This window comes from Paraburkholderia jirisanensis, from assembly GCF_054782355.1.
This window is the reverse complement of sequence record NZ_BAAGSQ010000021.1, coordinates 377,703-391,906: the sequence shown is the minus strand read 5'-3', so window position 1 is coordinate 391,906 and position 14,204 is coordinate 377,703. Positions and strand designations below refer to the sequence as shown.

Annotated in this window: 13 protein-coding genes; 7 read left to right on the top strand and 6 right to left on the bottom strand. The window is 63.8% G+C overall.

Going from position 1 to position 14,204, the window contains the following annotated elements:
• Positions 1 to 199: 199 nt before the first annotated feature.
• On the bottom strand, positions 200 to 691 hold the full coding sequence (locus ACYVNQ_RS11010) for a DUF2844 domain-containing protein (RefSeq protein ID WP_460902509.1): 492 nt from the start codon (positions 689 to 691) through the stop codon (positions 200 to 202).
• A 429-nt stretch (positions 692 to 1,120) separates the two neighbouring features.
• Here ACYVNQ_RS11010 and bamC point away from each other — a divergent pair, with 429 nt between their 5' ends.
• On the top strand, positions 1,121 to 2,359 hold the full coding sequence (gene bamC, locus ACYVNQ_RS11005; protein ID WP_460902508.1) for an outer membrane protein assembly factor BamC: 1,239 nt from the start codon (positions 1,121 to 1,123) through the stop codon (positions 2,357 to 2,359).
• 162 nt (positions 2,360 to 2,521) lie between these two features.
• Entirely contained in the window at positions 2,522 to 2,656 is a 135-nt protein-coding gene (locus tag ACYVNQ_RS11000) for a hypothetical protein (RefSeq protein WP_460902507.1), read from the top strand.
• Between the two features lie 225 nt (positions 2,657 to 2,881).
• Here ACYVNQ_RS11000 and ACYVNQ_RS10995 read toward each other — a convergent pair whose 3' ends face one another.
• From ACYVNQ_RS10995 to thiC, 5 genes are all read right to left on the bottom strand, one after another.
• Positions 2,882 to 3,889 carry a DMT family transporter gene (locus ACYVNQ_RS10995; protein WP_460902506.1) on the bottom strand — a complete coding sequence of 336 codons (1,008 nt, stop codon included), beginning with the start codon at positions 3,887 to 3,889 and terminating at the stop codon, positions 2,882 to 2,884.
• Positions 3,890 to 4,207: 318 nt separating this feature from the next.
• Positions 4,208 to 5,806 carry an L-lactate permease gene (locus tag ACYVNQ_RS10990; RefSeq protein WP_460902505.1) on the bottom strand — a complete coding sequence of 533 codons (1,599 nt, stop codon included), beginning with the start codon at positions 5,804 to 5,806 and terminating at the stop codon, positions 4,208 to 4,210.
• 379 nt (positions 5,807 to 6,185) lie between these two features.
• Positions 6,186 to 6,665 (bottom strand): hypothetical protein, encoded by a 480-nt coding sequence (locus tag ACYVNQ_RS10985; RefSeq protein WP_460902504.1) that lies wholly within the window; start codon positions 6,663 to 6,665, stop codon positions 6,186 to 6,188.
• Positions 6,666 to 6,861: 196 nt separating this feature from the next.
• The gene (locus ACYVNQ_RS10980; RefSeq protein ID WP_460902503.1) at positions 6,862 to 7,074 is read right to left on the bottom strand and encodes a glycine zipper 2TM domain-containing protein; all 213 of its coding nucleotides are present in this window, start codon (positions 7,072 to 7,074) and stop codon (positions 6,862 to 6,864) included.
• A 290-nt stretch (positions 7,075 to 7,364) separates the two neighbouring features.
• A complete protein-coding gene (gene thiC / locus ACYVNQ_RS10975) occupies positions 7,365 to 9,296 on the bottom strand; it encodes a phosphomethylpyrimidine synthase ThiC (protein ID WP_460902502.1) in 1,932 nt (643 codons plus the stop codon).
• Positions 9,297 to 9,870: 574 nt separating this feature from the next.
• Between thiC and ACYVNQ_RS10970 the strand changes: the two genes are divergently transcribed.
• From ACYVNQ_RS10970 to ACYVNQ_RS10950, 5 genes are all read left to right on the top strand, one after another.
• Complete coding sequence (locus tag ACYVNQ_RS10970; RefSeq protein ID WP_460902501.1) at positions 9,871 to 10,509, top strand: cytochrome b/b6 domain-containing protein; 639 nt, start codon at positions 9,871 to 9,873, stop codon at positions 10,507 to 10,509.
• 11 nt (positions 10,510 to 10,520) lie between these two features.
• Complete coding sequence (locus ACYVNQ_RS10965; RefSeq protein ID WP_460902500.1) at positions 10,521 to 11,339, top strand: molybdopterin-dependent oxidoreductase; 819 nt, start codon at positions 10,521 to 10,523, stop codon at positions 11,337 to 11,339.
• A 128-nt stretch (positions 11,340 to 11,467) separates the two neighbouring features.
• Positions 11,468 to 11,716, top strand: coding sequence for a pentapeptide MXKDX repeat protein (locus tag ACYVNQ_RS10960; RefSeq protein WP_460902499.1), 249 nt, complete (start codon positions 11,468 to 11,470; stop codon positions 11,714 to 11,716).
• A 525-nt stretch (positions 11,717 to 12,241) separates the two neighbouring features.
• On the top strand, positions 12,242 to 13,132 hold the full coding sequence (locus ACYVNQ_RS10955) for an EamA family transporter (protein ID WP_460902695.1): 891 nt from the start codon (positions 12,242 to 12,244) through the stop codon (positions 13,130 to 13,132).
• A 364-nt stretch (positions 13,133 to 13,496) separates the two neighbouring features.
• On the top strand, positions 13,497 to 14,204 hold a 708-nt coding region (locus ACYVNQ_RS10950), incomplete at its 3' end, for a DUF4397 domain-containing protein (protein ID WP_460902498.1).

Below are 14,204 nucleotides of genomic sequence, written 5' to 3'. Positions count from 1 at the left end.
AGGCAGTCCACGGGGCGACCGATGAGGCAATCCGCGAGGCAGTCCACGGGGAGACCGATGAGGCAACCAGCGAGACTGTCCACGCGGCGGTCCACGAAGCAACCCGCGATGCAGTCCCCGGGGTAGCCCACAAGCCAACACGCGAGGCAACCAGCGAGCCAACCCAAAAGCTGACCAATTTACGCACGGCAGTTCTCCCTCAGCGCAGTTCAGCGGGTGACACGCCCGGCGGCAGCGCGCCCGGCAGCCAGGCGCGGCCGACGTAGCTGCGCATTTGCCCGCCGGAATCGACCACCACGTCCGGTTGGGCGACGCGCGACGCGTGCAGGCTGCCGCGCGCTTCGCGCTGCGCGTCGGCCTTCACACGGTAAGACGCGAGGTAGGCGCCGAGCAGCCGGTGCAGGTCGGGCATCGTCGGGCCTTGCCACGTGTACGCGAAGATCAGGCCGTCGGCCGCTGCGTATTCGTGAATCGTGGTGCCGCCTTCGTCGGTCCAGCCACGCACACGCACGCTGGCATCGAGCAGATGGTTGGCAACCGGCGCGCTGCCCGCCGGCGCCACCGCCGGCATGGTGCCGCCGAGCTGCGCATGGGCGGTCGGCGCGGCAGCCGGCAGCAGGGCCGCTAACGTCAGCGCCAGCGCCGCGCGTGCGGCTGGCGCAGCGAAACGATGCAGCAGGACGGAGTTCATCGCGGCTCCTTTGAGCGGGGTCCTAACTTTTTGAGATCGTTAATTCAAGATAGCACCGGGTTTGTCCGATCAATCAACCGCGCGCAGACCGGCGCCCGTCGCGGGTCGCGAAGGGCATGAGGCAAAGCGGCGAATATTTCGAGAAAACAAGGGGGTTGAGCGCGCGGTGAGAGCGGGCCTACGCTGCAGCGACAAGCTTGCCGATTGTTAAATCTGGGCAAGCGATTGCGATTGTTTCGAACCTGCCATGGCTCGCGGTTGCGCTTGCGGACGCACTCGCGCGCTTGCTCGCGCAAGCTTTGCAAAGCAGTGTCGGGCAAGGTTCAAATCACCCGAAAGCTTAGTTTTTGCACCTGAGCGCGCCGGACCGGTAAAATAGCGGGTTGATCCACGGACACGGCCGTGGCGTAGCGGAAGGATTCCCCGAACATGACAGATCTTCGTCTTACCAAGCGGTTCGCAGTAATGCTGATGGCAGGCGGGCTGGTTGCCGGCTGCGGCACGTCGTCGCCGACCAAAATCGACTATAAAAGCGACCAGAAATCGAAGGAGGTGTCGCTCGCCATACCACCGAACCTGATCGACGAAACGCCCGATCAGCGTTCGCTGCCGCCCCAGAACGGCCAGACCTCGCTGTCCACGCTGCAACAGGTGCAAAGTACCGCGCCGCCCGAAGCGGCGGTGGTGCCGGCCGTCACCGGCCTGCATATCCAGCGCGACGGCACCGAGAGCTGGCTGGTGGTCGACAACGAATCGCCCGACCAGGTCTGGCCGCAAATCCGCCGCTTCTGGCAGGAGCAGGGCTTCCTGCTGGTGGTCGACCAGCGCGACAAGGGCGTGATGGAAACCGACTGGAACGAAACCCATCCGGCGATCAACGACGGCTTTATCCGTGGCACGCTGTCGAAGGCGATGGGCAACTCGTACGTAACGGCCGAGCGCAACAAGTACCGCACCCGTCTCGAGTCCGCGCCGAACGGCGGCACCTATGTGTTCGTCAGCCAGAAAGGCCTGCGCGAGCAACTGAGCGGCGCGAACAACGACAGCAGCTCGTGGGTCGCGAAGCCGAACGATCCGGCACTCGAAGCGGAATACCTGAAGCGGCTGATGGCGTCGATTTCGGTCGCGCAATCGCGTGCGAAGGCGGGCGAGATCCAGAACGCATCGCTGTCGCCGGCCGGTACGCAAACGGCACCGAATGCTGCCGCGGCTGCGAATTCGGCGGCTGCCGCTACCGCCGCGCAGAACGTCGCGCTGTCTGCGCAGACGCCGCTGCCGCAAGCGCCCGCGGGCGCCGCCGGCAATTCGGATATCTCGGCACAGATGTCGTCGGACGAGCTGACGCTCGGCGAGCCGTACGATCGCGCATGGCTGCGCGTCGGCCTCGCGCTCGACCGCAGCAACTTCACCGTCGACGATCGCGATCGCACGCGTGGCCTGTACTTCGTCCGCTATGTCGATCCGAAAGACATGACCTCGGCCGAACAGGGCTTCTGGAGCCAGATTTTCCATGGCCGCAAGGAGAAGGTCGCGAAGCAGTACCTGGTGAACGTCCGCGCCATCACGCCGAACCAGACGCGTGTGGCGGTGGTGGACGACAAGGGTGCGCTCGATGCGTCGTCGCAGGCGAAGCAGATCATGTCGCTGATGGCCGATCAGTTGCACTAAAGCTGCATGGGTAGCGGGCCGCGCCGATAAGCGGCCGAACCGGTAGAAAGGCCGCGTGACGGAAACGTCACGCGGCTTTTTTCATCTGGACGGTGATAGCAGCGCGAAAGCTTGCACACCTCTTGCTTATACAGAGGCAGACCAAACGAAAGGAGACCTGCGATGAACGACATCATTCCCTGCTGGACATGGGCGGCAAGCCTGCTGGCGCTTGCGGTGGCGTATGGGGCGGCACTCGCGACGCACGAGTTGCGCACGTCGCGCGTGGCGCGCCACGACGTGAATACCGAAGGCTAACGGGGTTTCGCGACGTCACGTCACCCGTAACACGTAACGCCGCAGTAACGGCTGAGCCGTAACACCAGCCGTGCAGCATGCGCCGGACAGCATAGGCCGGATGCAGGCAACCCAATCGAAAAACGACAGGCATTCAGGGAGCGATTGGGAAACAGACACACGAGCCGGATCGGCAATCCGCTCGACGGCGCCCGCGTAACGCGTGCGCCACGATGGCCCCATCGCCTATTCCTCGTAGGGCGATGGTTTTGCCCGCACCCCGGATGGGTGCGGGCTGTTTTTTTTGTGCTCTGCACTGTCCGCCGCGCCCGCCACGGCGCTGCGTGAGCCGAAGCCCCCCACGCGTTTGATCACACCGGTTGCCAGCGCCGTGCCGGCCAGAATCACCGCGCAGCCCTCGAGCATGCCGACGGACACGTGTTCGCCGAGAAACATCGCGCCCCACAGGATGCCGAACACCGGAATCACGAACGTGACGGTAATCGCACGCGCCGGCCCGGCGACCGCGATCAGGTGGAAGAACAGCATGTACGCGATGCCGGTGCAGCCCACGCCGAGCGCGAGCACGGCAGCCCATGCGTGCAGCGACACCGGTGCGGCCGGCCACTGCGCGAGTGCGAGCGGCAGCAGCACGAGCGTCGCACCGAGCATCGTGCCGGTGGCGACCGTCAGCGCATCGACCCCCATCAAATGCCGCTTCGTGTAGCTTGCCGCAATGCCGTACAGCAGCGTCGCGCCAAGCGCGGCGAGCGCGGCGAGCGCCGTGGTCGCTGGTGCTGCGCCGCTGCCGTCGGGCGCGGCGATCTGGTCCCACACCAGCATCAGCACGCCGGCAAAACCGACTGCCAGCCCGATGGTGCGCAGCGCGGTGAGCCGATCCTTCAGCCACAGAAACGCGACGAGCGCGCCGAACAGCGGGGTCGCCGCATTGATCACCGAAGTGGCACCCGCCGACAGCGTGAGCTCTGCATACGCGAACAGGCAGAACGGCGCGGCCGAATTCAGCACGCCGACCACGGCAAGCGGCCACGCGCGCTTGCGCATCGTACCGAGCGCGGTGGCAAGCGGCCGGCGCACTGCCAGCACGACCAGCAGAAACAGCGCGCCGATGCCGACGCGCAGCGCCATCAGCGGTGCGACGCCGAACTCGACGACACCGATGCGGATGAACAGGAACGACGCGCCCCACAGCGCGGCGAGAATCAGCAGTTGAACGATGTTTTGCGCGGTCATTGAGCGGGCGTCGCGCGCGGTTGAGTCGCGATGCGCAACGCATGGTAGCACCGGCGTACGAGCGGATAGTTCAATGCGGAATGAAATGGCAAGAAGCGGGAGCCAGCTAGGAGAAGCAGGTTTTGACGCTGCAATCAGGCCTGCCGAAAACACAACGGGCGACATCGTTGCGATGTCGCCCGTTGGAATTGCGTTGCGGGATGTGCGTGCGTCATGCGCTTATGCGTTCACACGTTCACGCAGCGTAACGTAACGCCATGCAGCGTAGCGTAGCCCGACGCGACGCGGCCAGGCCGCCGCGCCACGCAGCAAACCACCTCAGTGCGGAATCATCCCTTGCAGATAATTCTGCTGCAGCCACACCAGCACGCCAAGCACGACCGTCAGAAAGATCGAATGCTTGAAGGTCTTCGCGAACACGACGCCTTCCTTGCCCTTGAGCTCGGTGGTCGCCACGCCGGTCGAGATGTTTTGCGGCGAGATCATCTTGCCCATCACACCGCCCGACGAGTTGGTCGCGGCCATCAGGATCGGGTTCAGGTTCAGCTGGTTCGCGGCCACCACCTGCAGGTTGCCGAACAGCGCATTGCCCGACGTATCGCTGCCGGACAGGAACACGGCCACCCAGCCGAGGAACGCGGACACCAGCGGGAAGAATGCGCCGACCGACGCAACGCCGAGACCCAGCGTGTAGTTGAGCCCCGAGTAGTTCATCAGATACGCAAGCCCGACGATGGTCGCGACGGTGAAGATCGCGATGCGCGTCTGCACCCACGTATCGACGATCGCGCGGACGAACTCGGACGGCTTCAGGCCGACCACGAACGACGTGATGATCGCGGCGACCAGAATCGCGGTACCGGTGGCAAGCGGCTGGAAGTCCCAGATCGCGCCATACGGCTGGTTATACAGCGTGATGAACACGGCGTTGTGCAGGCCCGGCCACGGTACCTTGATGTCGCCGATCAGGAACACCTTCGCGACGGTCCAGATAATCACCACCGCCGACACGATCAGCCACGGGTACCAGCCCTGGATGCCGCTGATCTTGCCGCGCTGCTGGTTGGCGCGATCGACGTTGATCGCGAACTTCGGATCGACCGCGGGACGCCACACGCGCAGGAACAGGATCGTGACGACCAGCGACACCAGCGAAGACAACACATCGGTCAGGCTGTAGTTGATGTAGTTCGACGTGACGAACTGCGTGAGCGCGAAGCTGGCGCCGGATACGAAAAGCACCGGCCACACGCGCAGCATGTTGCGAAAGCCGGCATACACGGTCATCACGTAGAACGGCAGCAGGAACGCGAAGAACGGCAACTGGCGGCCGACCATCATGCCGAGCTTGTCGGCGGGCAGGTGGGTCACCGCGCCGAGCACCGTGATCGGCACGCCGAGCGCGCCGAACGCGACCGGTGCGGTATTGAAGATCAGCGTGAAGGTCAGCGCTTCGAGCGTCGGGAAGCCGAGCATGATCAGCAGCGAACTGGTGATCGCGATCGGCGTGCCGAAGCCGGAGATGCCCTCGAGCAGCGCACCGAACGAAAAGCCGACTACCACCAGCACGATACGGCGATCGTTCGGCAGGTTGTCCATCATCCACATGCGGAACGCGTCGAAGCGCCCCGAGCGCACCGAGATGTTGTACAGCAGGATCGCGGTGACCACGATCCACATCACCGGCCAGCACGCGAACACCGCGCCGGCAACGACCGAGTTGATCGCGAGGCTGACCGGAAACTGCCAGCCGACGATTGCGATGATGAGACCGACGACCAGTCCGGCCAGCGACGCCTGCCATGCCGGACGACGTGCCCAGCCAAGCAGCACGAGTACGACGAAAATAGGTAACACAGCAACGAGGAATGACGGCAACAACGAACTACCAATAGGCGTCAACAGCTGATGAAACATCACGTCTCCTTCTTATGAGTTTTGACTTCGACGTGCTTCTGCGCTGACCGCGCATGAACACGGCGAGTCGGGTATAGCAGAGCGGATGGCGACGGCGCCGCTGGTCTCCTTCAGCGCCGGGCTGTCATTTAAACGGGCATTGCACAAACTACCGCAAGCATAGAGATCACATAAATGCAGTCAATAGGGAAACTACCGCGAAATGCGTGACCAGTTTGTCCAACTTGCCCGTCTGTCGGCGACGCGTATTTTGTTTGTAATGAAGTTGAATGATTCGACGGGTTAAAGCGAGATGGGAGTCGAAATAACGCAAATGCGATGCACTGGCGCGCCGCATTTGCGCTCGCTTCAGGCAGCGCGCAAATGCGACGTTGAATGATCAATGATGGCCGTGCCAGCCACCGCCATGCCAGCCGCCGCCACCGTGCCATCCGCCCCAGTAACCGAAGCCCACCGATACCGACGGACCCCACCAGCCGGGCCACCCGTAATACGCGGGGTACGCAGGATAAGCAGGGTAATACGCGGGATAGGCCGGCGCTGCATAAACGGGAGGCGGCGGTGCGGCCGCATAACCCGACGGTGGCGCAGCCGCATAACCAGACGGCGGCGCAGTCGATGACGAGGGCGCGCCGCGTTGTGCCTGTGCGGCGGCGCGCGGATCGACCGAGGTGGGCGGCGCATCGGGGCCATCGTCCATCGCACCGTTCGGCGCACCGGGCTGCGTCGCGAGCGGCGGCGCAGTGGGATAGGCACCGTAGTAGCCGGAAGGATAATAGCCGGGCACGTAATAGCAGCCGGCAAGGCTCAATAAAACAGCGACGCCGCTCACGCGCGCCGCTGTCGAAAACGGATTCATGACGTGCTCCCAGGTGGTCGTCGCGCTGTCATCGCAGACGGCGCGCATTGTCTGTCGAGCTTACGTCAGCACCCAAAGGGCCGGGTTGCAAACTGGTAACTGCATATTTCACAGCGTTGCAAAAGATCGGCCGTGACCGTGGCTGCGCGGCCCAGTCTGCTCATCCGGGCGCGCTGCTTGTGCTGTTGCTTGCGGCTTACTTGCCGACTTCGTGGCCGATCAGCCCACCTGCTGCAGCACCGCCGACAGTCGAAAGCGCACTGCCGCCAATCGCCGCGCCCGCCGCGCCGCCCACGCCTGCGCCGATCGCCGTATCGCGCGTGCTGCGCGACATATCTCCGCATGCTCCGAGGCTTGCCACCGCTGCGGCAATGGCCGCCCACACTCCAATTCGCTTGAACGTATTCACGATTGCGCTCCTTTCATTCCCTTTGATTATTACGGTGGGGCAAGCAACGTGCCTGACACAGCGCAGGCGCAACGCTAAAGCCCATGCAACCGATGGTATGGCGTGAGCGGGTATCCGGATGTATGGCGTTGTCAGCGAAATGTGGGTTCCGTAATCAAATGTTTCGCGCTGCGCGCAGGGCCGCAAAGATTGCTTGTCACACCTGAGAAAGATGCAAAAAAAGCCTGCACGTCGTTAAACGTGCAGGCCGCTTTTTACCGCTTTGCGAGATACTTCAGCGCAATGCGCGCTTATTGCCGCTGATAGATTTCCGCGCCACTCTTGATGAATTCGACCGCCTTCACTTCCATCCCTTTCTGCAGCGCATCGCTTTCGCTCACGCCCTGTTGCGCCGCGAACTCGCGCACGTCCTGCGTAATCTTCATCGAGCAGAAGTGCGGACCGCACATCGAGCAGAAGTGCGCGACCTTCGCCGAATCCTTCGGCAGCGTTTCGTCGTGGAACTCGCGCGCCTTGTCCGGATCGAGGCCGAGATTGAACTGGTCTTCCCAGCGGAATTCGAAGCGCGCCTTCGACAGCGCGTTATCGCGTACCTGCGCGCCCGGATGGCCCTTGGCCAGGTCGGCCGCGTGCGCCGCCAGCTTGTACGTGATGATGCCTTCCTTCACGTCGTCCTTGTTCGGCAAGCCGAGATGCTCCTTCGGCGTCACGTAGCACAGCATCGCGGTGCCGAACCAGCCGATCATCGCGGCGCCGATCCCCGACGTGATGTGGTCGTAGCCCGGCGCGATGTCGGTAGTCAACGGTCCGAGCGTATAGAACGGCGCTTCGTCGCACCATTCCAGCTGCAGGTCCATGTTCTCCTTGATCAGCTGCATCGGCACGTGGCCCGGGCCTTCGATCATCACCTGCACGTCGTGCTTCCACGCGATCTGCGTGAGCTCGCCGAGCGTCTTCAGTTCGCCGAGCTGCGCTTCGTCGTTCGCATCGTAGATCGAGCCGGGACGCAGGCCGTCGCCGAGCGAGAAGCTCACGTCGTACGCCTTCATGATTTCGCAGATCTCTTCGAAATGCTCATACAGGAAGCTTTCGCGATGATGCGCGAGACACCACTTCGCCATGATCGAGCCGCCGCGCGACACAATGCCGGTCATCCGCTTGGCCGTGAGCGGCACGTATTGCAGACGCACGCCGGCGTGAATCGTAAAGTAGTCGACGCCTTGCTCGGCCTGTTCGATCAGCGTGTCGCGGAACATTTCCCACGTCAGATCTTCAGCCTTGCCGTTCACCTTCTCGAGCGCCTGATAGATCGGCACCGTGCCGATCGGCACCGGGCTGTTGCGGATGATCCATTCGCGCGTTTCATGAATGTGCTTGCCGGTCGACAGATCCATCACCGTGTCGCCACCCCAGCGGATTGCCCACGTCATCTTGTCGACTTCCTCGCCGATCGACGACGTGACCGCTGAATTGCCGATGTTCGCGTTGATCTTCACGAGGAAATTGCGGCCGATGATCATCGGCTCGCATTCCGGGTGATTGATGTTCGACGGAATGATCGCGCGGCCGCGCGCCACTTCGTCACGCACGAATTCGGGCGTGATTTCCTTCGGCGCGTTCGCACCGAACGCTGCCGCGCCGAATGCCTGGCCCGGGTGCTGGCGGCCCATCATCTCGGCGAGCTTGGCGCCGGTCGGGCCGCTGTTACGCACGCTCTCGAGATACTCCGCACGCCGCTGGTTTTCGCGGATCGCGATGTATTCCATTTCCGGCGTGATGATGCCTTTGCGCGCGTAGTGCATCTGCGACACGTTCGCGCCCGCTACCGCGCGGCGCGGCGTGCGGTGCAGGCCGGGGAAGCGCAGTTGCTCGGTGGCGGTATCGGCGGCACGCTCGCGGCTGAAATCGCTCGACAGACCGGGCAGCGCCTCGGTGTCGCCGCGCGTTTCGATCCAGCGCTGGCGCAGCGCGGGCAGGCCGGCGCGGATGTCGATGTGTGCGTCGGGGTCGGTGTACGGGCCGGACGTGTCGTACACGTAGACCGGCGGGTTCTTCTCGCCGCCGAAGCCGGTCGGCGTATCCGACTGCGTGATTTCACGCATCGGCACGCGGATGTCGGGTTGCGAGCCGGTCACGTAGACCTTGCGCGAATTCGGCAGCGGCGCGACCGCGGCTGCGTCGACGTGCGCATCGGCGGAAATGAACTTCGGGTTGGCGTTCATATGTCTCTCCTTGTAGCGGGACCACCTTGGGTTGGGCTACACGGGAGACGAGAGGAAGTGGGACGGGTTCGCGCTGCTGGTTCGGTTACTACTGGCTACTGGCTGCGAGACCCGAACGCTTCCCTGCGCTGGCATTATCCAGATCAGGTTCAAAGGGTATTTCTCACCCACGTTGCGCGATATTGATGGCGATGCTGCAGACCTCGAGCGCTAGACCCAGAAATCGACCAGCCCGCCGGACAACGATGCGCAACGCAGGACCCCCGCGTTAGCAGCGCACAAGATACCCTGGGTGGGTGGCGCTTGGCAACCGCGTTGTAACCCGCGTTGCAACCCGTTCCGTGGCCGGTCTTGTGTCCATTGGCATTAGACCGTTATCCCAATGCACTACTGCGCCGCCGCAAGCGCACCGCTAACATACGGCAAAAAATTTTCGATCCGGCTGTCATAACGGCGCACGCCGCTCGACAAACCTGCAAATCCCGACTGTGGAGCCGGCGGTGCGCAGGGCAGTGAGCGGGTCTGCGTCGCTTGCAAAGGCATTACAACGTCCACCCCCAACCCGGAGAGTCTGATGGCAACTCCTCACGCGCAAGCGCAGCTGACAAGGCCGCCCGCCACCGGTTCGCGCCCGGTCCATCCGCTGTGGGTGCGCATCGGCCATTGGCTCAACGCCCTCGCGGCGATCGTCATGATGCTGTCGGGCTGGCGCATCTACGATGCGTCGCCGGTGTTTCACGGCTTCACGATTCCGTCGAACCTGACGCTTGGCGGCTGGCTGGGCGGCGCACTGCAGTGGCATTTCGCGGCGATGTGGCTGCTGGTGTTCAACGGCATCGTCTATGTCGCGCTGAATCTGGCGAGCGGGCGTCTCGCGCGCAAGTTCCTGCCGCTGTCGCCGCGCGCGATGTTGCGCGATTTCATCGCGGCGCTGACCGGCAAGCTGTCGCACGCCGATCTGAGTCATTACAACGCGGTGCAGAAGTTCGCGTATCTGTTCGTGATCGCCGACCTGATCGTGCTGGTGCTGTCGGGCCTCGCGATCTGGAAGTCGGTGCAATTTCCGCTGCTGCGCGACCTGATGGGCGGCTATGACAACGCGCGCATCGTGCATTTCTGCGCGATGGCGCTGATGGCCGGGTTCATCGTCGTGCATCTGGCGATGGTCGCACTGGTGCCGCGCTCGTTGCTGGCCATGCTGCGCGGACGCTAAGGAGTAAAACGATGAGCAACCAATCCGACAACAAACCAGCCGGCAAGCCGGACGCCACGCGCCGCAGCCGCTTTCCCGCCGGTCTCGACCGCGACGCGATCCTGATCGACGCGCGGCGCGAACTGTCGATGCCGTCGCGGCGCCTGTTCGGCAAGCAGATGCTGTCGCTGGGCGGCCTTGCGATGCTGACCGGCTGTTCGATCACCGACAACGACTCGGTCAACACATTCCTGACCGCGGTTTCACGGCTGAACGACCGCGCGCAGGCGTTCCTGTTCGACCCGAAGCAACTCGCGCCGACCTACACCGAAGCGGAACTCACGCGGCCGTTTCCGTTCAATGCGTTCTACGGCATCGACGACGTGCCCGAGGTGAACGGCGACGCGTACCGCCTGAAACTCAGCGGCCTCATCACCGGCCAGCGCACGTGGACGTTGCCCGAGCTGTACGCGCTGCCGCACACCGAGCAGATCACGCGGCACATCTGCGTGGAAGGCTGGAGCGCGATCGGCCATTGGGGCGGCACGTCGTTCGGCGATTTCCTGCGGCGCGTCGGCGCGGACACGACGGCGAAGTACGTCGGCTTCAAATGCGCGGACAACTACTACGAAAGTATCGACATGCCGACGGCCCTGCACCCGCAGACCTTGCTGACTTTCGACTACGATGGCGAGCGCTTGCCGGCGAAGTACGGTTACCCGATGAAGCTGCGCATGCCGACCAAGCTCGGCTACAAGAATCCGAAGCACATTGTCGAGATGTTCGTGACGAATACGTATCCTGGCGGCTATTGGGTCGACCAGGGCTACAACTGGTTCGGAGGCTCCTGATGCACGGCGGCATCGGCGCACGCTGATACGCCGCGCAGCAGGAACCTCGGAAAGCACCCGGCACGCGCCGGTGAGCACACACGAAGTGATACACCCATCCCATTACTGACCAACCCACGGAGTCAACCATGAAGAAGATCGCACTCGCAGCCGCTGCAGCAGCATTCCTGATGAGCGGTACGGCCGCGTTCGCGCAGGCAAGCGGCGCAATGTCGAACGACGCGATGTCGCACGATTCGATGTCGAAAGATGCGATGTCGAAAGACAAGATGTCGCACGACAAGATGTCGAAGTCGGGCGACAAGATGAAGCACGACAGCAAGATGAAGAAGGGCGACGCGATGGGCCACGAGGCATCGGGCGCGATGAGCCAGTAAGCAGCATGCTGCGCGCGGAACCGCCGCCGGCGAGCCGGCGGTTCCGCGTCGCTGCGTGACGGTTCGAGGTTTGCAACCTGAAGTTTGACGTTTGAAGAACCGGGATGCCGCAACGGCATTCTGTTGTAGCGGGTTCGGCAGCCCGCGAGCCTGTTCTGCGCGATGCCACGGACGTGGCTCATCATTGACGCTTCGTTACGATTGTTTCGGCCGGCACGCGCGGCAGTTACTGCATAATTGCGGCTGCGCCGGCCGCCGGCGCATCTGCCGGATTTGTTCCCGCCTGCCGTCCTATCGTTCTACTGCCATGCGTCTGCCCCTCGCTCGCCTTGCCGCCGCCGCGCCCGTTCGCGTCGCGGCGTTAGCCGTTCCGTTACCGGGAGCCTGCAGCAGCGGGCCCGGTGGGTCGACCGGCTGCGGCGGGGCTGCGTCATGCGGCTGAACTTCGCGTCGATCGTCGAGCGTTTATCGCAGTATCTGCCGCGGCGTTTTCCAGGCGGTTTCCCGCGCGGTTTCCCATTCAGGATGCCGCAGTCCGCAGGTGGCCGCATTGCGCTGGCGCTCGCGGTGGTTTACGTGGTGTGGGGCTCGACCTATCTGTGCGTGCACGTCGCGCTCGGCTCGTTCCCGCCGCTGTTGATGTCGGGCCTGCGCAACTTCTTCGCCGGCGTCGGCCTGTTCATCTTCGCGGTGCGCCGCCGGCCGCCGCTGCCTACCGGCGAGCAGGTGCGCAACGCGGCGCTGGTCGGCACGATGCTGGTCGGCCTGTCGAGCGGCATGCTCGCGTACGGCATGCGCACCGTCGGCACCGGCACGGCGGCCGTGATGGTCGCGACCGTGCCGCTGTTCGCCACCGTGATCGCGGCGGTCGCCGGGCGTCATATTGCGCGTGGCGAGTGGTTCGCGGTTGGCCTTGGCCTCGTCGGCATCATGATCCTGAGCCACGGCGACACGTCCCCCGGTTCGGCCGGCGGCAGTCTCGCGATTCTATGCGGCGCACTGTTCTGGGCCGGCGGCGCGCATCTGGCCGGCCGCCTCAAACTGCCGTCCGACCTGTTCCTGTCCACCTCGCTGCAGATCGGCCTGGGCGGTGCGGTATCGACGTTGGTCGCGTGGGTGTCCGGTGAGCGGATGCTCGAGCTGCACTTTCTGCCCGTCGTCGCGTTTCTCTATCTGATGCTGATCGGCACGATGGCCGCGTATGTCGCGTATGGCTATCTGATTCGCCACACGAGCCCGATCATCGCGAGCAGCTGCATGTACGTGAATCCGCTGGTGGCGGTGGCGCTCGGCGCGCTGCTGCTCGGCGAACCGGTGACGCGCTCGACGGTGCTCGCAACCGCGGTGATTCTCGTCAGCGTCGGGCTGTCATTCTGGTTCGACTACCGGCGACGCGCGCGCACGCCCGGTTCATGAGCGCCTGGTAAGGCCTGCACTGCCGATGTAAAGGCGCACGCACGGGCTGCCGTCCGGCGTGCGTCGCACTGCGCAGGCTCGCGCGCAACGCGCCTTCCCGATGAACACTTCTAAACAACTCAAGCCCTTGACGCCCAATGGATTGCAGCGGCGCGCGTCTTGCCATGCATCCGCGCGGCACAGCGATTGCTGATTCCGGTCGTCCGAACCATGCGAACCCCGGTCGCGCGCAACGAAAACGCACCGCACCGGCCGCAATCAGGGATACGAAAAGGCATGCCGCCGTCCGGACGGAGCGTCGCACGTCGACGCCCGCGGCATGCCGCACATCACTGGGCGCGAGCCCATATCAGAGAGGTGGCAAATGAAGCTCATCCGAACCATTGCAGCACTTTGCAGCGCGGCGACCCTGCTCGCGGCCTGCGGCGGCTCGGGCCATGACGTCGGCAAGGAACTCGGCCTGACGAACCCGGTGATGCGTTTCGTGCACGCAATTCCGAGTGGCCCCGCAGTCGACTTTCTGGTGAACGGCGCGGTGCTGCAGGGCAACCTCAGCTACAAGCAGGTCACCAACTTCGCTAACGTCAACACCGGTCAGACATCGGTGGCCTATGCGGCGACCGGCACCACCACGCCGCTGGCGAGCGGGTCGTTTTCCGATGTGGCGAAGGGCCATGAATACACGGTGCTCGCGGTGCCGGGCCTGACGCCCGATATCGGTCTGATCGACGATCCGTTCGACAAGGGCTTGCTGTCGAGCAGCGCGCGCGTGCGTGCGTTCAATGCAACCGTCAACGCGCAGAACGTGGATATCTACATCGTGCCGCAAGGTACCGACGTCAACACGGTTGGACCGACGATCTCCGCGGTCGCGTTCAAGAACGCGGTGCCGGCGAGCGGCCAGGATTCGATCTATATCAACGGCGGCACTTATGTGCTGATCGCGACGACCGCGAACACGAAGACGGTGATCTTCCAGTCGAGCACCTTTTCGCTCGGCAACAACGCGGACTGGCTGATCACGACGGTGCCGATCAGCGGTGTGTTGAGCCAGCTGCTGCCGAACCAGATT

Excerpts from the sequence above, each read along its gene's own strand:
- ACYVNQ_RS10995 (WP_460902506.1), bottom strand. The coding sequence starts at position 3,889 with ATGACCGCGCAAAACATCGTTCAACTGCTGATTCTCGCCGCGCTGTGG.
- ACYVNQ_RS11000 (WP_460902507.1), top strand. The coding sequence starts at position 2,522 with ATGAACGACATCATTCCCTGCTGGACATGGGCGGCAAGCCTGCTGGCG.
- ACYVNQ_RS10955 (WP_460902695.1), top strand. The coding sequence starts at position 12,242 with ATGCCGCAGTCCGCAGGTGGCCGCATTGCGCTGGCGCTCGCGGTGGTT.
- ACYVNQ_RS10965 (WP_460902500.1), top strand. The coding sequence starts at position 10,521 with ATGAGCAACCAATCCGACAACAAACCAGCCGGCAAGCCGGACGCCACG.
- ACYVNQ_RS10970 (WP_460902501.1), top strand. The coding sequence starts at position 9,871 with ATGGCAACTCCTCACGCGCAAGCGCAGCTGACAAGGCCGCCCGCCACC.
- thiC (WP_460902502.1), bottom strand. The coding sequence starts at position 9,296 with ATGAACGCCAACCCGAAGTTCATTTCCGCCGATGCGCACGTCGACGCA.
- ACYVNQ_RS10985 (WP_460902504.1), bottom strand. The coding sequence starts at position 6,665 with ATGAATCCGTTTTCGACAGCGGCGCGCGTGAGCGGCGTCGCTGTTTTA.
- ACYVNQ_RS10990 (WP_460902505.1), bottom strand. The coding sequence starts at position 5,806 with ATGTTTCATCAGCTGTTGACGCCTATTGGTAGTTCGTTGTTGCCGTCA.
- ACYVNQ_RS10960 (WP_460902499.1), top strand. The coding sequence starts at position 11,468 with ATGAAGAAGATCGCACTCGCAGCCGCTGCAGCAGCATTCCTGATGAGC.
- ACYVNQ_RS11010 (WP_460902509.1), bottom strand. The coding sequence starts at position 691 with ATGAACTCCGTCCTGCTGCATCGTTTCGCTGCGCCAGCCGCACGCGCG.
- bamC (WP_460902508.1), top strand. The coding sequence starts at position 1,121 with ATGACAGATCTTCGTCTTACCAAGCGGTTCGCAGTAATGCTGATGGCA.